Raw genomic sequence first — 26,437 nt, 5'->3', positions numbered from 1 at the left:
CTTGAGTCTAACGACAGGTCGGCCATAGAGATAACGACGATTCGGCCAAATGTCGGCGTGCGCCAGCACAACTCGTTACACCCTCGCCACCGCGCTTTTTCGGATGCCGACTAAGCTCCATGGTGGTTTCGCCCTTGGTTTCACGGAGGATTGAATATGCTGTTGTTGTGGATACTGGTTCTGGTGGTCGGCATTGCCTACCTGGCACACCGCCGCACCGCGCCCCTGCCCGCGCTGGGCGTGGTCGCCGTCTACCTGCTGGCGATGGGCGCCTGGAGCCATGCACCGGGTTGGCTGCTGGTCATCTTCTGGGTGCTGATCGCCGCCGTGGCCGTGCCCCTGTTGCTGCCCGACCTGCGTCGCCAATACTTCACCAAGCCGCTGTTCAGCTGGTTCCAGAAAGTCCTGCCGCCGATGTCCGAGACCGAGCGCGACGCCATCGATGCCGGCACCGTGTGGTGGGACGGCGAACTGTTCAGCGGCCGCCCCGATTGGGACAAGTTGCTGGCCTATCCCAAGGCGCAACTGACCGAAGAAGAACAAGCGTTTATCGACGGCCCTACCGAAGAGCTCTGCGCGATGGTCAGTGACTGGGAAATCGGCCAGGCCATGGACCTGCCGCCCGCCGCCTGGGAGCACATCAAGACCCATGGTTTCTTCGCGCTGATCATCCCCAAGGAATATGGCGGCAAGGGCTTCTCGGCCTATGCTCACTCCCAGGTCGCGATGAAACTCGCCACCCGCAGCGGCGACCTCGCCTCCACCGTGATGGTCCCCAACTCCCTCGGCCCAGCCGAGCTGCTGCTGCATTACGGCACCGACGAACAACGCAACCACTACCTGCCGCGCCTGGCCCGTGGTGACGACATCCCGTGCTTCGCGCTTACCGGCCCACTCGCGGGCTCCGACGCTGGCGCCATGCCCGACACCGGCGTGATCTGCAAAGGTGAATGGGAAGGCAAGGAAACTCTAGGCCTGCGCCTGAACTGGGAAAAACGCTACATCACCCTTGGCCCGGTCGCGACCCTGCTGGGTCTGGCCTTCAAGGCCCATGACCCGGACCACTTGTTGGGTGAGGAAGAAGACCTGGGCATCAGCCTGGCGCTGATCCCCACCGACACGCCCGGCGTCGAAATCGGCCGTCGCCACCTGCCGCTGGGCGCCGCGTTCATGAACGGCCCCAACTCCGGCAAGGACGTGTTCATCCCTCTGGAGTTCCTTATCGGTGGCCAGGAGATGCTCGGCAAGGGCTGGATGATGCTGATGAACTGCCTGTCGGTCGGCCGTTCGATCTCCCTGCCTGCGGTCGGCACCGGCGCGGCCAAGTTCACCAGTCTGGTGACCGGCCAGTACGCCCAGGTGCGCGAGCAGTTCAACGTGCCGCTGTCGGCCTTTGAAGGTATCCAGGAAGCCCTGGCGCGCATCGGCGGCAACGCCTGGCTGATGGACAGCGCGCGCATGCTCACCGCCAATGCCGTCGACCTGGGCGAAAAACCCTCGGTGTTGTCGGCGATCCTCAAGTACCACCTCACCGAGCGCGGCCGCGAATGCATCAGCCACGCTATGGATGTGCATGGCGGCAAGGGCATTATCATGGGCCCCAACAATTACCTGGGCCGCAACTGGCAAGGCGCGCCGATCTTCATCACGGTCGAAGGCGCGAATATCCTGTCGCGCAACCTGATGATCTTTGGCCAGGGCGCAATCCGCTGCCATCCGTTTGTGCTCAAGGAGATGGCGCTGGCCGGCCGTGAAGACCATGACCAGGCGCTCAAGGAGTTTGATGGCCTGCTGATGCAACATATCGGCTTCGCCGTCAGTAACGCTGCCAGCACGTTGGTGTTGAACCTCGGCTTCGGGCACTTTGAAAAAGCCCCGGGAAACCGTTTGAGCCAAGGTTATTTCCGTGCATTGAACCGTCAGGCTGCCGCGTTCGCCCTGCTCGCCGACCTCAGCATGATGTTGCTGGGTGGCGAGCTGAAACGCCGCGAACGCCTGTCGGCGCGCCTGGGTGATGTGCTGAGCCATATGTACCTGGCCTCGGCGGCGCTCAAGCGTTATCACGACCTGGACTCGCCGGATCACCTGGAGCCGCTGTTCGCCTGGGCCATGGAAGAAAGCCTCGGTGAGTCGGAACGTGCCCTGGATGAATTGCTGAGCAACTTCCCGAACAAGGTCCTCGGTTGCCTGCTGCGGGTGATCGTGTTCCCGTTCGGCCGTCGTCATACCGGGCCGTCCGATGCGCTGGACGCCGAAGTGGCTGCGGTGATTGGCCGTGCCAAGGGCGACCCGACCCTGGAAGAGTTGCTGGCGGGTTGCTATCGCCCGCAATCGGCAGAAGACCCGGTGGGTGCCCTGCAACATGCCTACGACCTGCTGGGTGCCAGCCACCCCTTGCAGAAAAAACTCCACACGGCGCTCAAAAGCGGCCAGGTCAAACCGGCCGCCGGCGAACACGCCATCGACGCGGCGTTGCACGCGGGCGTGTTGCAACCGGCCGAAGCGCAAACCCTGCGCGACGCCGAAGCCGCGCGCCGCAAGGTGATCGATGTGGATGATTTCAGCAAGGAAGAACTGACCCAGGCCGAGGGTAAAATCCGCTGAGTCAGGCGGTCATATAAAAACGGGCGCGTGAGCTATATACTCTCGCGCCCGTTTTTGCTTTAGAGGACTTATCTCGTGTCCAACGTCGTTGCCGATCATCTCGTCTTGCTCGACCACTTGCGCAGCATCCTGGTTGCCGTCGGCGAAGCCGAACAGGTGCCCGAGGAAAGCCATACCCTGTTCCTGGAGCGCTTCGACGAATTGCGCGCCCTGCTGCCGATCGACCCGATCGAAAGCCAGTACCTGGGCCAGGACCTGATGAGCCAGGTCATCCTGCGTTACCCGCAAATCGCCCACTTGGTGCCTCGCGACCTGCTGTGGTTCTTCGGCGGTGATTGCCTGCACTTTATGCCCGATGAAGAACTGGACCTGTACCAGGCCCTGGAAGAACGTCGCTTTGAAGCCGAACAGAACGATGAGCCGTTCGACTGGAACCAGGAAAAGCAACTGCTGGCCATGCCGTTGGATCAGAGCAAGCACTGATTTTAAATGTGGGAGCTGGCTTGCCTGCGATGCAGGCGACTCGGTCTGTCAGTTAAACCGAGGCGATACCATCGCAGGCAAGCCAGCTCCCCCATAAGCCAGCGCCCACAATCAGCGGCGGCGCAATGTCGGCTCCTTCGCCATACACTCCACCAGATAATCAATAAACACCCGCAACTTCGGGGGCAGATACCGCGTGGGCGAATGCAGCAACCACGCCTCGCCATGGTAGGACGCAATAAAATCCCACTCGGGCAATACCTGCACCAGGTTCCCCGCCTCCAAGGCGTGGCGTGCCGTGAAGTACGGCAAGCTGCCGATCCCCACATGCTGCAACACCGCATCCAGGCGCACGCCGGTGTGGTTCGCGGCGTAGCGCCCGCGCACGCCCACGGTCACCGCCTTGGCGCCCTGACGAAACTTCCAGCGTGAGTCCCCCGGCGTTTCCCCCAAGTAAATGCAGCTGTGCTCCAGCAAATCATGGGGATGTTCAGGCATACCCTGCGCGGCCAGGTACTGCGGCGTGGCACACAGCAAGTGCTCGATGGGCAACAGTTGGCGGCCGACCAAACCCGGCGGCGGGCTGTCGGTGATGCGGATGCTGAGGTCGACATTGTCGTCGATCAGGTCCACATGCCGGTCTTCCAGGATCAACTGCACATCCACTTTGGGGTAGCGCCGCAAGAACTCCGGCATATGCGGGTGCACCACAAACCGGCCCACCGCCTTGGGCACGCTGACCCGCACCAGGCCTTCGGCTTCATGGGTGAACTGGCCGCTGATTTCCATTACCGAGCGCGCCGCATTGACCATCTCCTGGCAACGCTTGAACACTTCTTCGCCGCCCTCGCTCAAGCGCAATTTACGCGTGGTGCGTTGCAGCAAGCGAGTGGCCAGAGCCTGTTCGAGGCGCGAGATACTGCGGCTCACCGCCGAGGGCGAAACGCTCAGCTGTCGCGCCGCTTCGGAGAAACTGCCGGTCTCCACGACTTTGACGAAAATCGCCATTTCACCCAGCAGTGGCAAGGGAAGATTGATGCTCATCACGCACAGGTCCATTGATAATTGAACGGATTATCACCCATCTGCGCACTATTTATACTGCCCGCAGAACCCTGATGCGGATGTAAATGATGACCGAGCGCCTGTTTTTCACCCACGACCACCTGACCGCCGAGCTTGAAGTGCTGAGCTGCACACCCCACGAAGGCCTGTTCGCGGTCACCCTGCAATCGACGATTTTTCATCCCCAAGGCGGCGGGCAACCCTTTGATACCGGTTGGCTGGGCGACAGCCAGGTGCTGCGCGTGACCCAGGAGGCTGACCGTGTGGTGCATTACGTGGACCAGCCTGTGCAGCCCGGCCCGATCAGCGCACGGGTCGACGAACAACGCCGCGCCCTGTACACGCGCCTGCATTCGGCCGGGCACCTGATCGGCAATGCGGGAGAAAGCTTCGGTTGGATGCCGATCAAAGCCCACCACTGGCCGGGCGAGTGCAAAATCACCTTTATCCGTGGCGAAATGGCCCAGGCCATCGACGCCGAGGCGATCCAGCAACAGGTCAACCAATGGATCGCCGCCGACTACCCGCGCCATATGACCCTGGAAGACGGCGCCCGCGAAGTGGGTTTCGGCGAACTGCCCGCCTACGCCTGCGGCGGCACCCATGTGCAAGCGTTGAGCGAACTGGGCCAGGTGACCATCCTGGCCTTGTCGGAGAAAAAAGGCGCGCTGTCGGTGCGTTATAGCCTCGACTAAACAGCAATCGCCCCCGCCCGCCCCGGCTCCACCACAAACGACTTGAGGGTCGACACCGTGGCGTTGGGATCGCGCGGGTCAGTTATCACCCGAAAGTTCGTCAGCATCTTCTGAGCCGCAAGCTCTACCGACACATACCCACGCTGGCGGCTGTCGAAAAACTTCACATGCGGATTAAGCGGCAGGATCTTGCTGAACGCCTCAAAGGGCGGGCCATCAGAGGTCACCGAACTGCCGACAAACTCAGTGGCGATCACTGGCGAATCCGGGTTGTTGGCATCGGCATGCAGGTCGGTGGTCCAGAACGAGTGGATATCACCGCCCCAGAACACCGGGTTGCTGACCTTGTGACGCTCGATGGACGCGAGCATGCGTGAACGGTTGGCCACGTAGCCGTCCCAACCATCAGTCCAATGGCCTACCTTGTGGCTGGTCAGGTCGCGCTGGAGCAAAGGCGCCACCAGCAAGTCCTGGGCGATCACATTCCACTGTGCTTTTGATTGGGCGAACCCCTGGTCCAGCCAGGCCTCCTGTTGCCAGCCGAGCATGGTGCGACCGAGGTCGCGCAGGTCGCTGCAAGTGTTGGCGGCGATATGCCCCTGATGGCTGCCGTTGGCCTGGATGCAGGGTTGCTCGGAGCGATACTGGCGCCCATCCAACACGTGAAAACGCGCCAGTCGGCCATAGTCCAGCCGCCGATAAATGCGCATGTCCGGCCCCTTCGGCACGCTACTGGCGCGCAGTGGCATGTGCTCGTAAAACGCCTGGTACGCCGCCGCCCGTTGCTGGAGAAATTGCGCCACGGGAATCTTCGGGTCCTGGGACCAGCGGTTGGCGTAGTCATTCTGCACTTCGTGGTCATCCCAGGTTGCCACGCTGGGCGCTGCGGCGTGCAGGGCTTGCAGGTCCGGATCGGTTTTGTACAGCGCGTAGCGGTTGCGGTAGTCGCTCAAGCTCACCGCGTTGCCGCTGCCGTGGGGCCGAAAGACTTTCCCCGAGTCGGCGGCGTAAGAGCTGTCGTAGATGTAGTCCCCGAGAAAAAACACCAGGTCGGGTTGCTCTGCGGCTAAATGGCGATAGGCGCTGAAGTAACCGCGCTCCCAATGCGAGCAGGACACAAACCCCAGCCGAGCCGAGGCCATCGCCTGCCAAGGTGGCGTGGTACGTGCCTGGCCCACCGGGCTCTGGGCGCCGAGGCCTTCGAACTGGTACCAATACGGCCGGCCCGCCGCAAGCCCGGCCACTTCAATATGCACCGAATGGGCGAATCGCTCGGTCGCCAAGACTTCGCCCTGCTTCACGATGCGCGTCATCGCCGCATCACTGGCCACCCGCCAGCGCACCGGCACCGCGCGCTTCAGCCCACCGCTGCCATCGGCTGCATTGAACAACGGCGCCAGGCGCGTCCAGATCACAAAACCATCCGGCAGCGGGTCGCCCGAGGCCACGCCGAGGGTGAACGGGTACTCCACCCCGGCACTGCGCGCAAACGGGCTGAGAATTGAAAACGCGGTAGCGACCGCCAGCCCGGTAAGGACTCGCCGCCTGCCGTGGTCCACTGCCTCACTCACAACGCGCGCTCCCAGTCCTCACGCACGGTGGCAAAGCCCAGCAGGTCTTCGTACACGCCATTTTTGAGAAACGCCTGACGCAGGCAGCCTTCATAGCGCAGGCCGATTTTCTGCATGACCCGCGCCGATTCCTTGTTGCGGCCAAAGCATTGGCTGCCTACCCGCTGCAGCCCAAGCTCGGTGAAGCCAAAGCCCATCATCGCGCTCGCCGCCTCAGCGGCATACCCCAGGTTACGAGCATGCGCCGCGACCCAGCCGCCCAAATGCCCTGCGTGATGACGAGCGTTAAGGCGCAGGCTGACTATGCCAACCAACTCACCGGTTTCACGCACATGCATTCCCAGGTTCAACACCTCGCCCGCCCGATATTTGTCGGCGGCCGCGGCGATAAAACCCTGCGCAGTTTCCAAGGTATAGGGCGACGGAATGTTGGCCGTGTTGTCAGCAATCTTCGGCCCATTGGCGAGCATGAAAAGCACCTCGGCCTGGTCCATTTCCAGTGCGCGCAATAGCAGTCGCGGGGTCGACAATTGAGGCAGTGCAGTGGGCATACGCGGCAGCTCTTCAAGTAAATTCTTCCAGAGTGTACTGCCTTCGTGTCAATTGCATTACGTCATCAAAGTGCCCGGTTAAAACTCTGAAAGACGCGTTCTAGAGCCTTTAAAACGTCAATTAAAGTTAACCATTCGGTCATTTTTGGTTGTTAGCGTGTCGCCCCTAATTCAACGACGGGGTAACAGAATGAGAACCTGGGATGAACCCAAGAAACGCAAGGCACACATTGAGTTGATCCCCATGATCGACGTGATGATGTTCCTCCTGGTGTTTTTCGTACTGGTGAGTTTGAACGTGATTCCGGCGCTCGGCATGAAGACCCAATTGCCCAGCGCCAGCAGTTCGCAACAACTCAAACCGCAGAATAAATTCATTCTGACCCTGGGCCTGCAAGGCCAGCTGCAACTCGACGGCAAGGACCTCACGGTCGACGCTCTGGTGCCGACGCTTAAGGCCGCAGAAAAGCCTGATACCAAGTCGACCATCATCGTCAACAGCGACAAAGGTGTGGAGGTTTCGCGCCTGGTGGAAGTCATGGACACCCTGCGCCTGGGTGGCTTTACCTCCGTGTCCATTGCCACACGTAAGTCTTGATCATGTATGTACTGTTTCGTGCGCGTCAGCTGCTGGGCAGTGTCCCGGCCCTGATCGCCCTGGTGCTGATTGCACTGGGTATCCAGTCCCAACCGTTGAAAATCCAGCCGCAGTACGACGAGTCGGCGGTCGAGCTGGCCCTGGTCGAGCCGGAGCCTGAAGTGGTTCCCGAGCCTGTGGTCGAGCAAGAGCCGCCACCGCCGGTGATCGAGGACGAAGAGGCCGAACCCGCCCCGCCGCCGCCACCGCCCAAGCCCTTGCCAAAACCTGAACCCAAGCCCAAGCCGGTGCCTAAACCCAAGCCCGTGGTGGCCGCCAAACCGACGCCCACGCCAGCGCCAGTCGCACCCGTCGCACCCGTCGCGGCCAAGCCGGTACAGGCCGCCGTTGCGCCGACACCTGCGCCGCCCGCGCCACCGGCACCGCCCAAAGTGGATGGCCAGGCACTGGAAGGCGGTTACCTCAAGGGGCTGCGCAACGAGCTGGACACGTACAAGCAATACCCCACCGGGCGCCAGGCGTCCCTCGAACGCCCCAGTGGCGAGGTGGTGGTGTGGTTGATGGTGGATCGGCAAGGCCGCGTCCTTGATGCCGGGATCCAGACCCCGGCGCCGAGCATGCTGCTCAATCGGGCCGCTACCAATAGCCTGCGCCGCATCAAGCAGGTCAAGCCGTTCCCCGAACAAGCCTTCGGTGGACGTAACGAACAACGCTTCACCGCCACCTTCAACTACAGCGTGCAATAAGCACCGACACCAGGACGACAGTGATGAGGTTCACACGTATTCATCTGGCACTCGTTGCCGCGACGAGCATGACCCACGCAGTGGTCATGGCAGCTACCAACGACAGTGACGTCGGCACGATCGGAGTTCAGGGAGGCAAGGCGACCGCGGGGGGCGGTTACATGGTCCAGGAAGAGAGCGCCAAGGGCCGCTCGACCATCACCAAGGAGGCGCTGGACAAGCAAACCGCCACCGGCAACGCCATCGACAAGCTCAAGTACACGCCGGGCCTGAACATCTCCAGTGAGGACAACACCGGTCTGTCGGGCTTTCGCTTCACTATGCGCGGCATGAACTCAGACCAGGTCGGTATGTCGGTGGATGGCATGCCGATCAATGACTCCGGCAACTACGCGCTGTATTCCAACTTGTTGGGCGATCCGGAAAACATCGACCAGATCTTCGTCACCCAGGGCTCGTCGGAAGCCGACGGCCCGCACATCGGTTCCAGCGGCGGCAACATCGGTATCGTGACGATTCGACCGACCAAGGAAACCGGTGCGTTCGTCAAACAAGTGGTGGGCAGCAACGCCACCCGCAAGACCTTCGCGCGCCTGAACACCGGTGAAGTCAACGGCCTCTCCAACTGGCTGTCGGCCTCCCACACCGAAGGCCAGATGTGGCGCGGCTCGGGCGCGGTGCGTGCGGACAAGGTGGAGTGGAACAGCTTTTTCGACGCCGGCAACGGCAACACCGCCAACCTGATCCTCAAGTACCACGAGCAGGACAACAACAGTTACAGCCAGCTGACCAAGGCGCAGTTCCAGCAGTTCGGCCGCAAGTATGACCCGTACCCGGCCAAGCCGGCGCTGGGCTCCAACGGCAAGATCAGCAGCTACTACGACCTGGCACAGAACCCGTTCCAGACCTTCACCGCCGTGCTCAACACCCAGTACAAGCTGAGCGATAACCTGTCGCTCTCGGTGATCCCGTATTACTACTACGGCAACGGCAGTGGCGTGGGCTCCTCCGCCTATGCGCTCAACAGCGGCTCCAACAAAGGCGGCGTATTCGACCTCGGCAACCTGCCGACGCAGGCCCAATACAATGCCGACGGCTCCGCGACGACGGGCGTCTACTACCGCCCTTCGCGCACCCAGACCTGGCGCCCGGGCATCACCACCAAGCTGAACTGGGACCTGGGCGACCACAGCCTGCAATTCGGCTACTGGTACGAACGCGCCCGCCAAAGCCAGACCCAACCGTTCATTGCCCTCAAGAACAGCGGCAAGCCCAGCGACACCTGGCCGGACGCCAGCTCCGTGGTCGACGCCAACGGCAACACCGTACAAGGTCGCGACCGCTACACCGTGACACCGGCGCAAAAAGTCTGGGCCCAGGACACGTGGTACATCAACTCGGACTGGACCCTGATCGCCGGCCTTGCCTACATGAATGTCGAGCGTGAGGGCACCAACCACGGCAGCCTCACTGAGCAACCGGGCAAGGCCAACCAGACCTACAACAAGTTGCTGCCCAACGCTGGTCTGAAATACCAGCTCGACGAGCGTGACCAGTTGTTCTACAGCCTGTCGCGCAACATGCGTATCCCGCAGAACTACGTGCTGTACGACAAAGGCGTGGGCTCGCTGGATTCCAAGCCGGAACTGAGCTGGAACCAGGAACTGGGCTGGCGTTACACCGGCGAAGACATGACCCTCGCCGCCACCCTGTTCTACATGCAGTTCAAGAACCGCCAGCTCACGTCCCTGGACAGCAACGGCGATTCGGCCGACATCAACGCCGGCACCGTGATCAACAAAGGCCTGGAACTGGAGTGGAGCGGCAAGTTGCCGCACAACTTCAACTACTACACCTCCTACACCTACACCAGCTCCAAGCAGCAGGATGACCTGACCGTCTTCAGCGCCGGCAAACCGATCGTATTGCCCACCAGCGGCAAGCAGTTCGCCAACGTGCCGACCAACATGCTGGCGGCCAACATCGGCTATGACAACGGGCGCTTCTACGGCACCTTCGGCGGCAAGTTCACCAGCAAGCTCTACGGCGACCTGACCAACGACGAGGCCATCTCGGCGCGCACGGTTTTCAACCTCGGCGCCGGTATCTACCTGCCCGTGGACAAGAAAGTGGTCAAGGACGCCACCCTGCGCCTGAACGTCGACAACCTGTTTGACAAGAAGTACCTGGACGGCGTGTACACCACCAAGACCAACGCGGCGAGCTACAGCGGTTTCCGCGATGGCGACCCGGCCTACATCGTCGGCCTGGACCGTACCGTCACGGTTTCCCTGGAAGCGAATTTCTGATTAATCACCTGAGAGGAACACACTCATGGACATGGACCTGCTGCACCAAATCACCTTCTATGTGATGTACGCCGCGATGGCGATCGCGATCTTCATCACCATCGAACGGGGCATCTACTTTGCCTACGTGCGCCGCCAGGCCCGCGCCCTGACCGACGTGCTCGGCGCCAACGTACACAGCGAACGCGACCTGCCGCAAAGCCTCACCCGCCGCGACAGCCTGCCCCTGAACATGGTGCTGCCGATCCTGGCGCAGAAGGCCTCCAACGGCTCGCGCAAGGACCTGGACGATGAAATCGAAACCCAGTACCTCAAGACCCGTGCGCCGCTGTCGCGCAGCCTGTGGATCATCGAGACCATCACCACCGCCGCGCCATTGCTGGGCCTGCTGGGCACCATCCTCGGCATCATCGACACCTTCAAGGCGCTGGCCAGTGCCGGCGTGTCCGACCCGGGCCAGATCTCCGGTGGTATCGGCACGGCCTTGTTCGCCACCGGCCTGGGTATCGCCATTGCGCTGTTCTGCGTGGTGTTCCACAACTTCTTCCAGGACAGCCTGGAGCGCATCAACGACCAGCTGAAAATCCTGCTGATTCGCGCGGCGACCGGCGCCCGTGTTCAGGGTGAAGTGCCGCACCTGGTGCCGACGCCGTTGCACACCCGCACGGCATGACCTTCAGGGCGGGCGCGTGATGCGCCCGCCTTTCTTTTTGCCCGATGAGACGCTTATGTCCCTCTCGATGAAGTTGCGTATCGCAGGCCTGACCGGCCTTCTGTTGAGTCCGCTTGCCCAGGCGGACTTTTCAATTCCAGGGTTTGAACTGGTACACACCGTGCCGGTGGACACCGCGCTGGGCACTGACGACCTGCGCCAGCCGGGGCCAGTGTGGATCGAGTTGTTTGATGGCGCCAAAAGCAGCATTGATATCGGCCAGTTCTACGCGGCCGACCATCCCGGTTCGGTGATGGACAAGGTGATCGAGCACCTGGAAGCTGCCGGCAAACGGGGTGTGAAGATTCGCTTTCTGCTGGAGGAAAAAGGCATTCGCTTATCGCAGGCGTCTACGCTGGAACGCCTGCGCGCGATTCCCAACCTGACCTTTCGCGTGTTGGCCTATGGGCAGTTGAGCGGCGGGATCATCCACGCCAAATACATGGTGGTGGATGGCAAGCAGGCGTTTGTCGGCAGTCAGAATTTCGATTGGCGCTCGCTGGAGCATATCCATGAAACCGGGCTGCGCATCAGCGATGCCAGCGTAGTCAGCCAGGTGCAGGCGATCTTCAACCAGGACTGGCAAGCCCAGGCCGCCTTGGCGGATAAGCAACCGGTGCCACTGCCCGCTGCGGGCCAGGCGCCTGCGCGCACCGGCAACTACCTGGTGGCCAGCCCGCAACGCTACAACCCGCCCGGCGTGGGCGACTCACAACTGGAACTGCCGCGCCTGCTGAGCGAAGCCAAGAAAGAAGTGCGCGTGCAATTGCTCGACTATGCACCGCTGTCCTACGGGCCGGATAAAACCCGCCCCTACTACGCAGTGATCGACAACGCCGTGCGCACCGCCGCTGCTCGGGGTGTGTCGGTCAAGCTGATGGTGTCCAACTGGAACACCGACAAGCTGGAACTGCCCTACCTCAAAAGCCTGGCCGTGCTGCCTAACGTCGAGGTCAAGATCGTCACCTTGCCCACAGCCAAACAAGGGTTTATTCCCTATGCGCGGGTGATCCACAGCAAGACTATGGAGATCGACGGGCAAGTGGCCTGGGTAGGCACCAGCAATTGGCTGGGCGGGTATCTGGATAACTCGCGCAATTTGGAGGTGGTGATGCATGACGCGGCGATGGCCAAGCGCATCGGGCAGTTGCACGAGCAGTTGTGGGATGGGCCGTATGCCAAGGCATTGGACGTGATGGCGCAGTATCCGGAGCCGCATCCGGGTAAGCCTTGAGCGCCCGTTACTTCACTGTAATCCCCTGTGTGTGGGAGCTGGCTTGCCTGCGATGGCGGACTGTCAGTCGACAACTTCATTGCTGATCCACCGCTATCGCAGGCAAGCCAGCTCCCACATTTGGTTACTGGGCATCCCTGATACTTGAGTAGGATATTTCCCTCACCGAGGCTCCCTACCCCGGCCTTGGTGATGGTAGTGTGTGGAAATGTTTCTGACAGATCGATCAGAAACCTCTTACTCACTGCCTGCAAAGGAATGCTTCTAACCATGCACTTTCCACTCAAGAAACGGGTGGCTGCCACCCTGTTCGCCGCCAGCTTCGTGGCCGTCGCCACGCCTGCGTCCGCTACTATCAGCGTCGAACAAAGCACAGCCATCATCAAGCACTTTGGCGAAACCCCGGCCACCGATTTCCGTGGTTTCCTCGCCACTCTGGCCAAGAGCGACCTGGCAAAAACCGACGACGTCGGCCCGGCCATCGAAACCTTCCTCGCCAACAAAACCCTGAGCGCCGACCAGCAGAACGAAATCAATCGCTTGCTGGGGATTTACACCCGCGTGAAGTACGGCAAGGCCGCCCTGGAAACCCTGCGCGAGCTGGTCGAAATCCCGACGTTCAACATCGACGGCCTGCCGCAGTACAAGAACCCGGAATTCCTCAAGATCGCCGATAAGATCCAGGGCCTGGCCAAAGCCTTCAACCTGAACTTCCGTAACGTCGACAACCGCGTCTACGAAATCTCCCTGCAAGGCAGCGGCGATGAAGTCGTCGGCATTCACGCCCACGCCGACGTGGTGCCGGTGACCCCGGAAAACTGGGTGCTCAAGGACGGCACCCAACTTGACCCGTTCAAAGTCACCCTGATCGGCGACCGCATGTACGGCCGTGGCACCGAGGATGACAAGAACGGCATCGTAGTAACGATGTATGCGATGAAGGTCATCAAGGAAGAAAAACTGCCACTGGCGCGCAACTTCAAGCTGCTGGTGGACACCACCGAGGAAACGTCCGGGGACGCCATCCCGTACTACTTCGAGCGTAACCCTACGCCGCACTACAACCTGGCGCTCGATGGCGGCTACCCGGTGGTGATTGCCGAGAAAGGCTACGGCACCGTCATGGCAAGCTTCCCGGTACGCAAAGGTGACGGCAAAGGCGCAGAAATCATCTCGATGACCGGCGGCGCGGCCACCAATCAGATTCCTTCCGTGTCAGTGGCTACTTTAGTCAGTGATAAACCCGCCGAGCTGGCGGCCAGCCTGCAACACGCCGGCGATGAATATGCCAGGCAGCACGGTGGCGACTTCACAGTGGCGGCCAAGGTGGTGGGCACAGAGGTCAAGCTGACGGTCACCGGTGTATCCGCGCACTCGTCCAAGCCGGAAACCGGCGTCAACCCGGTCGCACGCATGCTGGAGCTGATCCACAGCGTCGACGGCAAGATCGCCCTCAGCCACAACCACATCACCGACGCTGCGCAGTACGCCGCCGACAACTGGGGCCTGGATTACCTGGGCGGCAAGCTGGGCGTGGGCTTCTCCGATGCGTTCATGGGGCCGCTGACCACTTCGCTGACCTTTGTCGGCCAAGACGCCAACGCCTTCAAGCTCGCGGTGAACCTGCGCATTCCCAAGGGCAAGTCGCCGGAAAAACTCAAGGCAGAGATCGAAGAGAAAATCAGCGCCTGGGACAAGCGCACCCAGGTGGCCATGAGCGTCACCTACTCGGTAGCCGAGCCGATGTACCGCAACCCGGAAGGTGAGTGGGTCAAAGCGCTGTTGGCCGTGGCCAGCGAAAACCTCGGCATGGAGCACAAATTCGGCGCCTCAGCCGGTGCGACCTCCGTGCATGAGCTGCCCAATGGCGTGCAATTCGGCCTGGCGAAGCCGGGCGTGAAGTACACCGGGCACACCGACGGTGAATTCAAGACCGTCGAGCAGTTCCTGCTGGACCTGCAGATCGTCACGGAAATGATCGGCCGTGTGGGGCAACTGCCGAAGCTCTGACAGGCAAAGGTATAAACCACAACGCCGATCAATCGTGATCGGCGTTGTGGTTAACCAAGTCTTGCTTGCGGCCTAAAACATATCCATCGCATTGCACAGCTTGGCCTTCTGCACCGCCACATTCTCCGGTTTCCCCGTCGGGTTCAGGCGCTGCAACGCAATCAGGCACTGGCCACCGTCCAGCAGGATCAGTTCGTAATCTTGCCCGGCCTTGGGGGTGAAGTGAAAGCTCTGCCTGCAGCTATAGGAGTTGCCGCCAGAAACATAACCCTCACTCTGGAAGTTCATGGCAAAAGGCTTGTTCGCCGGCACCTTCAGTTCGCTACGCGCCGAGCCTTGCGCCTCCACCCGGCGGTTGCTCTCGGGCATGCCCAGGCTGCGGCCATTATTCTGCCCCGCAAAGCCGGACTCGGACACGGCCATCACCCCGGCGCCAGGCACACGCCAGTCGATGCAGTCACGGCCCGGCACGCCGCGCGCCATGCCATTGGTGATCACACGCAAGCGTGCGGTATCCCCGGATGTGGGTTCAACATAGGCCGTATTGTAAGCACGGATATTGGAAATATTGCCGCAGCCACTCACGGCCAGGGCCAGGCCTGCGATCAGAAACGCTCTCATGGAAATCCTTTTTTTGAGGCTTAACGGCAGTGATAAGGGCTTTCGCTGCGCAGTTCCTCGCCGGTGCGGGCATCGCGAATGATGACCGTCGCCCCCGGCGCATTGAGGCAGAACGCATTGCGTATGGGGTAAATGTTATGGCCCTCGGCGGTGAAGGTGCCAAGCTTGGTCAACGGGGCGCCGGAGGCGTCCTGAGCCGTCACGGTGTATTCACCCGACATGGTCAGACAGCCGCTCAGTAACAGCGCCAAGGTGGCGCAGATTGCATATTTCACAGGTGATGTCCCTATCGTGTTGAGTGACGAGCCCTCAAAAAGAAGGCGGTTTTTTTGTGGTTTCATTGCGCCGACTCGCAGGCCTTCAACGGCTCCTTGGGGTGCAATGCACAGATATCGAAACCGTCACGCCGGGTGTAACCCGCGCGCTTCATGCACACAAATCGCTGGGCCATCTCCTGGAAGCTGGCCTTGGGATCAATGCCGGAACCATTCTTTTCACCACACGCCAACATGGACGCAACCACATCCTGGTGGCTGGCGCCGGGCTTCTCCCACAAGTCGGCATCGGCCGTGGGGGGCTGGAATGGCTTGCTAAAGCAAGCGCTGACAAAAGGTGCAATCAACACAATTAACGCCAGACGTTTAAGCTGCATCCTGAATTTCCTTATTTGCGCGGGCTCACCGGCACCAGCACGGGCCGACCCTCGGGCCAGTATCGTGTGCAGGCATTTGGGCCATAGGCGTAACAGCTGTGCATTGTCGTCTCGCCCTTCAATACGTTGATAAGCTCTTTGAACAGGCTACTGCCCTGGGGTATCACCCCGCCGGTGCCTGGGTTATTGCCCATGATGATCCACCTACCTACCGGGTCGTAGTTATGGACCTCGTACTTGAGGACCAGGTTCGCCCGTTCGACGGGGTCGGTGACGGCTGCGCGATTTTGCAAATAGGCCAGCTGTTCATCGGCGCGGTAGACATTGAATGCACCGCCAAAGTCATACACCGTGGTTTTTCTAAGCATGCCTTGGGCATCCGGTAGATTGGCAATGGAATCTCGCGAGTTGCCGCCGGTCATGGTGCCGCGACTGTGCTCGGTCAGGTGCAAACCGGTGGCACCGTACTTTATCTGTAGCTCCCGGGTGGCGGCGGTGTAATTGGTCAAGCCCCAGAAGTCGTTGTCCATTGCCTTCTGATAGCCGGCCACCAGCAGTTCCGACATGGCATTACCCGCCGTCGGAAACCATAGGAAATATTGGGGCCCGGTAGCATCGGGGTCTCGGTGTTGAGCGGCGTATTTCGCCGCGGCTTTTGCGTCGTTGAAAATACCATTGAGGGCCACGTTAACGACGTTGTTAGCGTCGGCTTGCAGGTTATCCCGCTCGGCGCCCACCACCTCTCGGAACAAGGGTTTATCGTCCGGGCCTTCTTTGACATTGCCTTGCTCATCCATGTCCAGCACAAACATCTGGTCGGGTTTTCTGAACATGGTCTGGTACGCATCATCGGTAAACTGCACCCCTTGGCGATAGGCCTCATTCTTGATCGACTGCTCCGCCTCGGCGGTACGCTGCAGTTTGTCCAGGTCCTGGCGCCCGGCGCCGACATGGGAATGGGCAGTGTCACGGTTAAGGCTGGCCACCGTCTGGCTGGCATCACGGCCGGTCAATTGCTGCTGGCGGTAGGCATCGGTAATGAGGATATTGCCGGCACTCACCGCGCTTCGCGTGTTGCCCTCGGACGAGTCCGAAGCCTTGCCTGCATCCAGGTAGTTGCTGAACAAGGCCTTGCTGGCGCCGTACATGCCCTGGCCGACAAAGTCGCTGCTGAGGGTGAGCCCGCTGCTGTCGGCGCTGGCCTTGGCGCTGTTGTGCAAGTCAGCGGTGGTCAATGAGCCGGTACTCAAGCTGTTCTTGCCATCGTCAATCGCCTTGTCGTTGCTGGCGATCACGCCGCCCACCAAGTGGGTGTTGCCCTTGACCCGGATATCAAAACCACCGTCGCCGGCCCGAATGCCGCTCTGCTCAGTGACGCTTTCAAAGTTGGATTTCTGAATGCCTTTGTTCTGACTCAACGTGAAGCTCGATGAGCCGATGCAAAATGGCGGCACGCAAATACTCACGCCCACGCCCAGGCTAGTCTGTTTGGCCTTGTAGGTACTGGTGTCCTGCAGGCTTTCGACGCTGAAATCACCGCCCACATCGGCCGTGACTTGCTTGCCGCCCACCACTGCGCCCTTGAGTCGGGTATCGCCACCGGAATCGAGCGAGACCTTATTACCGGCGTCCACATGGGTATTGCTCCAGACCACATCATCGCCATCGGCCTTGCCACGGCTCTGGGACGCCCCGGCGTTAAAGCTGATGCCGGTGGTCTCGCTGCCGATGGCAATACCGATCCCGAGGCTGGCGTTGCTGCCCTTTTCGGTCGTGCGCTGTTGCACCGTGTTTTGCGCGGCCAGCAAGGCAATAGCGCCGTCGGCCTTGAGGTTAACGTCATGGCCGGCGGTGATCTGGCTGCCCTGTACGGTCAGGTTGCTGTTCTTGCCGGCGCCGGCCGCGGTAATGTTGACATCACCACCGGCCAACACCGACGAGCTGGCGGCCGAATTGGAGGTCTGCTCGGTTTTACTTTCCTTCTTGCTGGAGCCGGCCGAAATGCTGATATTGATGCCGCCGGCCATGGACGGGTCCTTGTCATACTGGATATAGCCGTTGCCCGCCCCCATCAGGGTATTGACCAGCGCCAGGGTTTTGAGGCGGCCATCATCGGTGCGGTCAGACGCGGTTTTCATGCGCTGGGCGGTCTGCACGGCTTCGATCACCGGGTTGGTCACGGTAATCGTGAGGCCGCCTTGCTTGAACTTGGTCTCCTGGGTGATGTGCTGCTGGTCACGGGCCTCAAGGATATCGACCAAGCGCGCGGCAATGTTCACATCGCCCTTGGGCGCCGTCACTTGGCTGCCGACCTGGCGGTAGGCATTGCCGGCCAGGATACTCACGTTGCCATCGGTGGCGCCGATGGTGCTGGCCGCCGCCGTTTCACTGTCGGTACGGTTTTGGTCGCTGCGCTGCTGGCTGCCGATGGTCACCGCGATGGCGCCACCGCTGAACAGCCCGCTTTGCTTGACCTGCTTGAAGTGCTGTTCGCTGAGCTGGTCGGTGGCGGCCACCACATTCACATCGTGCCCGGCCACCAGGGTGGTGCCACTGGTGGAGACCACGTTACTGCCGCGCACATTCAAGTCATTGTCGGCCTTGACCCACGCGGTCTCGCCACTGAGGGTGGTGGCCTGGGCGCGGGTTTCACTCACGGTGTCGCGGGTTGTGGTGGTCTTGCTGGAGAACAGGCTGTTACTGCCGGTGACCTTATGGGCCTCGTCGACAAAGTTGTAGCTCTGGCTGGTGCTTAAATTGACGTCGCGGCCGGTCGAAACGGTGACCCCGCCCTGCTCGCTGACGACCTTGGCGCCTCGGGCATTGAGGTCATTGTCCGCGATCAGGCGTACCTCGCCCTCACCCTGGATAACACTGCCGACATCGGTGCGGCTCGCGTCCTTGCGCCAGTTACTGGCGTTCCATTGCACGCTTTGTTCACGGCTCTGGGTCACCGTGCCCAGGTTGATATCGTGGCCAGCAACCACCGTGGTCTTGCCGTCCTTGCCGGAACTGACGATCTGCGCCGCACTCAGGTTGATATCGCGCGCCGCGTTCACCACCAGTTCGCCCTTGGCATCGGAGACAAACAACCCGGCAACCCGCGAAACACCCGTGGCGGTGCCCTGGGCACTTTCGGTGTTGCGCGTAGTGGACACCAGGTTGATATCGCGACCGGCAACCGTATTCAAGCGCGTGGTGGCATCGATCAACCCGCCGAGGTTGTTCAAGTCAGTGCGGGCCTTGACCTCCACCTCGCCACCGGACAGGCGCCCGCCCAGGTTCTGCAGGTTGTCGGCGGAAATCGCCAGTACACTGCGCCCGGCGATCGTGCCGCGGTTAACCAGGTCGCCTTGTAGCTTGAGGTCGACGACGTTGCCCGCCATCAGTGCACCGGAGCCGTCCAGGTCGCCGTCGCGCACCCGCACATACACCTGCGGCACCAACGCCTGGGTCACGCTGCCGTCGGCAAGGGTCACGTCCTTCTTGACCAGCCAGACGACATCGCTGGTCAACTGGGCCATTTGCTCAGGGCTGAGCGCCACCCCCGGCACCAGGTTCCACTTGCCGGCGTAGGTCAGCGCACTGTCGAGCAACGCGCGGTACTGGGTTTCATCATTGGCGTAGCCGTCGAGGAAGCGTCTGCCGGTGAGTTGGGCGATCTGTTCGCGGATCAGTTTTTGCTCATAGAAACCATCACCCAGCCGCGTAAGGGTCAGGCCCGGATCCAGTTGCAGCCGGTCCAGCATGTAGCTGGAAGACAGCCAGGAACGATAACTGGTGAACCGTGGGTCGCTCTCCACCAGATAGTTGGGGTTGGCCTGGGGGTTGAGGTGGAACAGGCTGTTGTCCGGCACCTGCACATTAAGCCCGCCGGTACGGATTGACTCACCCACGCCTCCCGCCGCCGTCGCTTGCAACGCCGCCACTTCCAGCACCGGGCCAGGCGCTCGGCCATTGCCCACATTGACCTTGGCCGCACTGGCACCGCCGGCAGCCTGATCGACGCTGCTGGTCAGGCGCGTGCCAAGTTGCAAACCGCTGCCGGTAGGGGTGGTGTTTTGCAGGTACTGGGTTGGCCGCAGGAAAATATCCGTGACGCTGGCGGCCGGGTTGTAGGCGGCTGTCGAACGGCCCTGACGGTCACGGCCCTTGCGATGGATACGATACAAATGGCTGAACGTGCCACTGTCCGTCACCGTCTGCTGCCCGGTGACTTCGGTGTTGTTGAGCTGTCCGATAGTGCCCACCAACGTGCCGCCGGCGATGATTCGGCTCTTGTCGTTCAACACCGAATTGGCAGTCAACAGCATTGAGCCGCCGGAAAGGATTTCACCCGGGTCCGAGGTGAGGATCTGGGTTTGAGTGGTGGTGCGGGTGTAGTCGTAGCGGTTGTAGTTATCGGACACGCCCTCGGGGCTGACCAAGTGGCTGACTTCGTTGTTGTAGAGTGAGATCTGATCCGGGCGATAGCGATTGGCAGAGCCGGTGTGCTGGAACTCCTGAACGCCTTCGCGGCTGACCTCCACCACTTGCGTGCTGAAGTGCTCGTTGGTATTGCGCAACTCGGCACTGTTGAGGCTCAGCCCACCGAGTGCTTCGATGCTTGCGCTGGCGTTACGCACCAGCCCGGCCTGGCCGGTGGCCTGGCCCTGGGCATCCAGCGCGCCGCCGATCAACAGGTCACCGGCACTGAAAAGCATGGCGTGCTCACGGTTGACCAGCGTGCCGACGCCAATGTCCAGGCGTTCGCGCGCGGCGATCACGGCCGCGCGTGCATCTTCCACATCATTGGTCAATTGCCCCGCCGCAATGGATACGTGATCACCATAAATACGGCCGCTGCCAAGGTTGTTGAGCACCTGGGTATTGATCCGGGTGATCTGGGCATCGATCAAACCACGGTTGTTCAGGGTATCTCCCACATCGAGGGTCACTTGCGCGGCACTGATCTCGCCATTGGCGCGGTTTTCAACCCCATCGCTCGATACCCGCAATTGCTTGCCGGCCTGAACGCCACCCTGGTTGTCGAGCGTGCCTTGCAGGCTTAGCTCAAGATTACCGTTGGCTTGCACTTTGCCGGTATTGACCAACCCCGAAGCCAGGTTGAGGCTGATATCGCCCAGGCTCAACACGCGGCCATCGCCACTGAGGCGGGCGCTGGTCAGGCCGAGCCGTTCTCCGGCGATCACTGTGCCCGCACTGTTGAGCAGCGCTTGGTCGGCGCGGATCGATACTTGCTTGCTCGACGAGATCAGGCCCGCGCTGTTATCCAACTGCCCGGTAGTGTTGACGCTCAGCAACTGGTCGGCACGCAGGGCGCCCGAGCGGTTAAGCAACTGCGCCAGGTTCAGGGCCAACGACTGCCCCTCCACGCCCTGGTTGCTGCCTTGGGTCTGCTGGTTATCCAACTGCCCTGCATCGACCGTCAAGGTGCCCCCGGCACGCAGCAGACCGCCGACGTTATCGAGGCGACCGCTGCCGATGTCCAGCCGCGCGTTACCCAGGCTCTGCAACTGGCCACTGCGATTGCTCAGGCCGCCCGCCGTCAGCAGCAGGCTCTTCTCACTGCTGAGTACACCGGCGTCGAGGTTATCGACCTGCGCGGCATGGATCGCCACGTCGCCTTTGCTGCCGATAAAGCCGGCGCTGTTATTCAGGTTGCCGGTGCGCAGCGTGATATCGGCCTGCCCGAGGATGCCATTGGCGCTGCCCGAATCGGTGTTGGTCAACGTTTGCCCGTGGGTGTCGAGTGTGATCGCACCGTTACCCTGGATAAGCCCGGCCTGGTTCTTCAGCTCACCACTGCGCAGGTCCACGGTGCCGCTGCCGATAATGGCGCCGCGCTGGTTTGACAGGCCTTGCCCGGCACTGTCGAGCAACAGGGCCGCGCCACTGATCAACCCATCGTCGTTGTTCAGGCCCAGGCTGCTAATCGTCACGCCTTGCTGGGCCTGCACCACACCGCCGATGTTATCAAACGCGCCCTGGCTCACCGTCAGCACCAGCGGCCCGCCGACCGAACCCACGGTGCCCTGCCGGTTACTCAGTGCGTCGACGCTGACACTGAGTGCGCCAATGGCCGCCAGCGTGCCGTGGTCATTGTTCACCTGCGCGCCGGACAGCGTGAGGCTGTCGCCTGCTGTGATCTTGCCTTGCGCGTTGAGCAACTGCCCGGTACTCAACTGTGCGCCCTTGGCGGCGGCCAGGGTGCCTGCACTGTTGTCCAACAGCGTATGCGCGGCGACCTTGAGGTTACCGGCCACCGCCGCCTGAACCGTGCCGCCTTGATTGAGCAAGCGATCAGCCGTCAGGCTGATATCACTGTCACTGGCCACTGTGGCGCCGGTGTTGTCCAGCAGGCCCTGGGTGTTGATGCGCAACGTGCCCGCGCCGGTCTGCAGGATGTTGCCCTGGCGGTTGGACAGTTGGTTGGCGTCGATTTGAATCTGCCGGGCCACGGTGGTGGCGCCGTCCAGTACCGCGTCGGCGACGGTGACTTGCAGTAGACCATTGCTCTGCAGGCTGCCTTGGCCCCCCGTGAGCGACTGGCCCTGTAGGGTCAAGGTGCCCGCTCCGGCGTGTTCGATCCGGCCCTTGGCATTGGACAGGGCCGCACCCGACAGGCTCACGTCGGTCGCGTTACTGGCAATGCGCCCGTCGGCATTATCGAGGCTGCCGGTTACGGCGATCACGGTGGTGCCCTTGCCCACCTGTACGATTTCACCTTGATGGTTGGACAGGCTGCCGGCCGCCAGATGAATGCCTTCAGCATTGACCTTGGCGTTGTCGGTGGTCAGCGCCTGCTGTACCGACGTGTTCAACGTTGCCGTGGCATCCAATGCCGCACCGCTCAAGTCAGCGCCACCCGCGCGGGCAGTGAGCGTGACATTGCGCCCGGCGGTCTCACTCGCCTTGAGGTCGAGGCTCGCCGCGTCCAGGCGCAGATCGCCGGCGGCAATGGCCGAACCTTGATGCTTGAGGGTCTGGCTGGCACTGACGTGCAGCGCACCATTGCCGCTGACCTTGCCGTCGGCCGCCACGCCGGCCCCCAGCACAGATTTGCTGGCGTTGTTAATGGTACGTGCCGTCAGCGCCAAGTCCTGCTGCGCCGCGACCACGCCCTGGTTGTTGATATCGCCACCACTGGTCAACGTCGCAGCGCCTTTGCTGTACAGCGAGCCGCTGTTGTCGATGCCCAACTGGCTGTGCACCTGCAGGTTCTGGCTGCTGCTGATTTGCCCGCTGTTGCCCAGCCGGCCATCGGCGCTGATGACCACGTCGCCGGCACTGGAACCGATTTGCCCGGCGTTACGCACGCCCAGACCGGCTTCGGTGCCCACCAGCTTGATCTTACCGGCGTACATGCCGCCCAATTGCGCCACATCGATCGCGACCTGGGGCTTGTCGCCGGCACCGTTGATGGCCGTCGCCTGGGTGTTGTCGGCATTCACCTGATTGGCGCCAGTGGTGACCCGCAGGTCCTTGGCCCAGACCCCGGCGTTGACCTCGACCGACCGCGCGATCACATCGGTAAAGTCGGTCTGTGAGGCGTCCAGGCCCTTGCCGGAGATCACCACCTTGCCGCTTTCGACCCGATAACCTTGCAGTTGGCCGTCCTGCATTTGCGCACTGCCACTGGTCAAGGTGGCGCGGTTGGCGTTGATAAAACCACACCCGTCACAGGCGATACCCGACGGGTTGGCGATCACCACCTGGGCACGGTCGCCGGCCACTTCGATGTAACCGCGCAGTTGGCTGGGGTTGCTGCTGTTGACCTCATTGAGGATCACCCGCGCCGTGCCGCCGGCCAGGTGTGCATTGCCCTCGATCCAGCCACCGAGTTGAGTCTGGGTATTGGTGCGCGCGTTATTGAGGATCGCACCTTGGGCATTGACGTCGAATTGGCTGTAGGTGTTACGCGACACCCCCGCCGCACTCGGGGCCTGGATGTTGACTTGGGGCACACCATTGGCAGCATTGATGATCACCGGCTGCTGGCCGACGGGAGCGCCACGGTCGGCGACGATGTCGCCCCAGGCCAGGGGTGAAGCCAGCGTGATCAAGCCCAGTGCCGCCATCAACGCAAACCGCAGGGGGCGCAAGGTCAATTCAGCGCTCAAGACCACTGGGGCGACGCCTGCGCCACGACCTGAGGCTTTTTTGCTCCCCAACACGTTTTCGGCCACTACCATCAGCAGGCCACGGGCTTTATTGAAAACGATCCTGTAGAGGTTTTTGTTCATGACGATCCCTGTGTCTTGAAAAGCGTAAAAACGTGACGAGCACTACGGATGGCGAGCAATCGCTGGAACAGGCGGCGGCGTGCGCGCCAGGCCGGCACCTTGAAAGCGCTTGATTCGCAACCCGCGCTCATTACCCCGGTGGTAAAGCGCGCTGAAGCGGCTGTCGGCAAATAAATGGCGCTGTACCAAGCGTGCGAGGCGTGCGCTGTGGCCAAACGGCGCGACCCAGTCCAGGAACCACAAGCGTTCGCCGCTGTTCCAGTCGGGTGCGGGCAGGCTGATGGCCGGGTTTTGCAGGTAGCGCTGTTCAGCGTCGGCGCTGAACCAGGCCCAGGCGGCATAAAACACCGGGCGCCCGTGTTCGTAGCCAACGATGAACTGGCGGTTGGCAATTGCCGGCAATAGCAGCGCGTTCAGTGTGTGCAACGGCACATCGCGATGGTTCGCCGAGTGCATCCACAGCCACACGGCAGCGCCCAGTGCCTGAGACTCGTTCCAGGGTTCCTCACTGAACGCCGGAACCATCAGCTCAAGATTATCGAGTTGCATGGCAAGCCCTCACATGGCCCACGTCAGGCTAAAGCCTGCGGTGGTGTTGGCTGTCTCGAAACCCTTGGGCTTGCTGATCGGCTGGCCGACAAATACGTCGTAGGACACTTGCCGGTAACCACCGCGCAACCCCACGACATAGCCGGCCAAATGATCGCCGATCAAGTAGCGGCTCGAAGTGCCGCCGACCTTGCCGTAGTCAACCCCCAGGTAAGTTTCCTGGCCGGTGTTGCCCAGCGCCAGGCCGAGGTCGTTGCGTACCAGCCACCCGCGGTCGGCGGATAAAATGTTCTCACCGTCAAACCCGCGCACGCTATAGCGCCCGCCGATGGAAAAACGGTCCTGGGGCACCAACGCGGTACGGTTCCACTGCGCACGCCAGGCGGCGGTGTAGCGCAGGCGCTGCGTGGCGAGGTTGAACGGTACCGAAAACTGCGCGTCGGCATTGATAATCTGCGAGCGCGACGTGCCTTCGTCAAACGCCTCCTCGGGCGCGGCGATGGCGTTGCGCGCGCCGGTCCCACGACGGTAGCTGGCGCCCAGATCGAGGGTCGCGGTACCGATGAACTCGCGGTGACTCAGCCCCAACGCCCAACCGGCCATGCGCCGGCGCTGAATCTCGATTTCGGTGTCGTCGATGTAGTTTTGCGAGGTGCGGGTCCAGCCACTGAGTTTGAGCGTGGTTTTGCGCACGGCATCGCGATACAGCAAGCGCGAGGCACTGATTTCGTTGTTTTTGCTTTCACCGGTGTATTGGTAGGTCTGGTTGGCCCCGGCGACTGTCTGGTGATAGTCATATTCGCTGGAGGTAATGCCGAATAACCAATAACCGTAGGGCACGGAGTAATGCAGGGTATGGCCCTTGGAGCCACGACTGCCCGAATCGCCACCGCCCAGATCGTGGTTGAAGCTGGCATAGAACAAGTCGTTCAGGCTCAGCAGATTGTCCAATGACACTGAGGTCGACCCCAGGTATTTGCCGGTGGCATCGGTCCCCGAATCATCGACCGACACGCTCAAGCGCACAGGAAGCGCCTGCTTCCAGGCGATGACCAAATCACTGTCACCCGGCTTTGCGTCCATCCCCTGGGCGGCGGCGATTTGAATATCCGCCTCTGCCGTCGGCACGCGCTTGAAGTTTTCCAGCGCTTGCTCAAGGTCGCGCAGGTTGAGCAGATCACCGGCGCTGGCAGGCACGGCGTTCCAGGCATTGGCCCGGGTGGAGGTGCCTTCGGCGAAGCGAATCGAATGAATGCGTCCGGGAATCAAGGTCAGTTGCAGCACGCCGCTGTTCAAGTCCTGGGGCGGCGCAAGCACGCGCGTGGTGACAAACCCGCGCTCGATAATCGCATTCTGGATACGCTTCATCGTCAGGTTGATGCCCTGGGCACCGAGGCATTGGCCGGTGGCGGGATCATGCTTGGGGTCGGCGCTGCGCAGCGCCCATTGAAAATCATCCGCCAACTCGCCGTTCAAGGCGATCTTGCGGATCAGGAAACAGGGCGTTTCGCGTTTCTCAAGCAAAGACCCCTTGGAGGACGACGGCGGTAACTCAAGGCGCACGTCCGGCGCCGGCTCCAGTTGTTCACGCAATGCGCGCTCGCGGTCTTGTTGCAGCAACAACTGCTGCGCAGGTACGGGAGGGTCAGCGGCGTGCGCGGCGCAGCTGCCGAGCGCTGCCAACAGCAACACTGCCATCGAATGATGAGACGGTGCCAGGTTTTTAACGGGCAAGTACAACGTGCAAAAACGGGCCAGAGGCTCCCCTGGCCGGAAAAACACTTCCATTTC

18 protein-coding genes are annotated in these 26,437 nt (G+C 61.6%); 9 read left to right on the top strand and 9 right to left on the bottom strand.

The genetic code is table 11. The annotated features are described in order from the left end of the window. The first annotated feature begins 156 nt into the window (after nucleotides 1-156). Nucleotides 157-2,604 (top strand): acyl-CoA dehydrogenase, encoded by a 2,448-nt coding sequence (locus PSH96_RS09645; protein WP_305458816.1) that lies wholly within the window; start codon nucleotides 157-159, stop codon nucleotides 2,602-2,604. 75 nt (nucleotides 2,605-2,679) lie between these two features. Next, nucleotides 2,680-3,087 carry a PA2817 family protein gene (locus PSH96_RS09640; RefSeq protein WP_305458814.1) on the top strand — a complete coding sequence of 136 codons (408 nt, stop codon included), beginning with the start codon at nucleotides 2,680-2,682 and terminating at the stop codon, nucleotides 3,085-3,087. A gap of 111 nt (nucleotides 3,088-3,198) precedes the next feature. On the opposite strand, the gene PSH96_RS09635 is transcribed toward PSH96_RS09640, so the two are convergent. Beyond that, nucleotides 3,199-4,131, bottom strand: coding sequence for a LysR family transcriptional regulator (locus PSH96_RS09635; protein ID WP_305458812.1), 933 nt, complete (start codon nucleotides 4,129-4,131; stop codon nucleotides 3,199-3,201). A gap of 89 nt (nucleotides 4,132-4,220) precedes the next feature. Between PSH96_RS09635 and PSH96_RS09630 the strand changes: the two genes are divergently transcribed. Then, a complete protein-coding gene (locus PSH96_RS09630) occupies nucleotides 4,221-4,847 on the top strand; it encodes an alanyl-tRNA editing protein (protein ID WP_305458810.1) in 627 nt (208 codons plus the stop codon). Here PSH96_RS09630 and PSH96_RS09625 read toward each other — a convergent pair. Continuing rightward, nucleotides 4,844-6,418 carry an alkaline phosphatase gene (locus PSH96_RS09625; protein WP_305458808.1) on the bottom strand — a complete coding sequence of 525 codons (1,575 nt, stop codon included), beginning with the start codon at nucleotides 6,416-6,418 and terminating at the stop codon, nucleotides 4,844-4,846. The two genes, PSH96_RS09630 and PSH96_RS09625, sit on opposite strands and share 4 nt — an antisense overlap. Continuing rightward, nucleotides 6,415-6,969, bottom strand: a complete 555-nt coding sequence (locus PSH96_RS09620; protein ID WP_305458806.1) for a GNAT family N-acetyltransferase — start codon at nucleotides 6,967-6,969, stop codon at nucleotides 6,415-6,417. Before PSH96_RS09620 ends, PSH96_RS09625 begins: the two co-directional genes overlap by 4 nt. A 190-nt stretch (nucleotides 6,970-7,159) precedes the next feature. Between PSH96_RS09620 and PSH96_RS09615 the strand changes: the two genes are divergently transcribed. From PSH96_RS09615 to PSH96_RS09590, 6 genes are all read left to right on the top strand, one after another. Then, nucleotides 7,160-7,567 carry a biopolymer transporter ExbD gene (locus PSH96_RS09615; protein WP_056859640.1) on the top strand — a complete coding sequence of 136 codons (408 nt, stop codon included), beginning with the start codon at nucleotides 7,160-7,162 and terminating at the stop codon, nucleotides 7,565-7,567. 2 nt (nucleotides 7,568-7,569) lie between these two features. Then, entirely contained in the window at nucleotides 7,570-8,313 is a 744-nt protein-coding gene (locus tag PSH96_RS09610; RefSeq protein WP_305458804.1) for an energy transducer TonB, read from the top strand. 23 nt (nucleotides 8,314-8,336) lie between these two features. Next, nucleotides 8,337-10,622, top strand: coding sequence for a TonB-dependent receptor (locus tag PSH96_RS09605; RefSeq protein WP_305458802.1), 2,286 nt, complete (start codon nucleotides 8,337-8,339; stop codon nucleotides 10,620-10,622). Between the two features lie 25 nt (nucleotides 10,623-10,647). Further along, on the top strand, nucleotides 10,648-11,295 hold the full coding sequence (locus tag PSH96_RS09600) for a MotA/TolQ/ExbB proton channel family protein (protein ID WP_069788768.1): 648 nt from the start codon (nucleotides 10,648-10,650) through the stop codon (nucleotides 11,293-11,295). Between the two features lie 55 nt (nucleotides 11,296-11,350). After that, nucleotides 11,351-12,568 (top strand): phospholipase D-like domain-containing protein, encoded by a 1,218-nt coding sequence (locus tag PSH96_RS09595; RefSeq protein WP_305458800.1) that lies wholly within the window; start codon nucleotides 11,351-11,353, stop codon nucleotides 12,566-12,568. 270 nt (nucleotides 12,569-12,838) lie between these two features. Beyond that, the gene (locus PSH96_RS09590; protein WP_305458798.1) at nucleotides 12,839-14,578 is read left to right on the top strand and encodes a dipeptidase; all 1,740 of its coding nucleotides are present in this window, start codon (nucleotides 12,839-12,841) and stop codon (nucleotides 14,576-14,578) included. A gap of 72 nt (nucleotides 14,579-14,650) precedes the next feature. Here the strand turns inward: PSH96_RS09590 and PSH96_RS09585 are convergent, their stop codons facing one another. The 6 genes from PSH96_RS09585 to PSH96_RS09560 form a co-directional block, all read right to left on the bottom strand. Then, complete coding sequence (locus PSH96_RS09585) at nucleotides 14,651-15,199, bottom strand: hypothetical protein (RefSeq protein ID WP_305458796.1); 549 nt, start codon at nucleotides 15,197-15,199, stop codon at nucleotides 14,651-14,653. Nucleotides 15,200-15,219: 20 nt separating this feature from the next. Continuing rightward, the gene (locus tag PSH96_RS09580; RefSeq protein ID WP_123718011.1) at nucleotides 15,220-15,474 is read right to left on the bottom strand and encodes a hypothetical protein; all 255 of its coding nucleotides are present in this window, start codon (nucleotides 15,472-15,474) and stop codon (nucleotides 15,220-15,222) included. Nucleotides 15,475-15,536: 62 nt separating this feature from the next. Further along, nucleotides 15,537-15,851 (bottom strand): hypothetical protein, encoded by a 315-nt coding sequence (locus PSH96_RS09575; protein WP_123718010.1) that lies wholly within the window; start codon nucleotides 15,849-15,851, stop codon nucleotides 15,537-15,539. Between the two features lie 11 nt (nucleotides 15,852-15,862). Next, on the bottom strand, nucleotides 15,863-24,097 hold the full coding sequence (locus tag PSH96_RS09570) for a hemagglutinin repeat-containing protein (RefSeq protein ID WP_305458792.1): 8,235 nt from the start codon (nucleotides 24,095-24,097) through the stop codon (nucleotides 15,863-15,865). 42 nt (nucleotides 24,098-24,139) lie between these two features. After that, a complete protein-coding gene (locus PSH96_RS09565) occupies nucleotides 24,140-24,646 on the bottom strand; it encodes a toxin-activating lysine-acyltransferase (protein ID WP_305458790.1) in 507 nt (168 codons plus the stop codon). Between the two features lie 9 nt (nucleotides 24,647-24,655). Next, on the bottom strand, nucleotides 24,656-26,434 hold the full coding sequence (locus tag PSH96_RS09560) for a ShlB/FhaC/HecB family hemolysin secretion/activation protein (protein ID WP_305458788.1): 1,779 nt from the start codon (nucleotides 26,432-26,434) through the stop codon (nucleotides 24,656-24,658). Nucleotides 26,435-26,437 lie beyond the last annotated feature (3 nt).

The sequence above is a fragment of the Pseudomonas sp. FP2338 genome, from assembly GCF_030687515.1.
Classification (GTDB): domain Bacteria; phylum Pseudomonadota; class Gammaproteobacteria; order Pseudomonadales; family Pseudomonadaceae; genus Aquipseudomonas; species Aquipseudomonas salomonii.
This window is presented reverse-complemented; position numbering and strand designations above follow the sequence as displayed.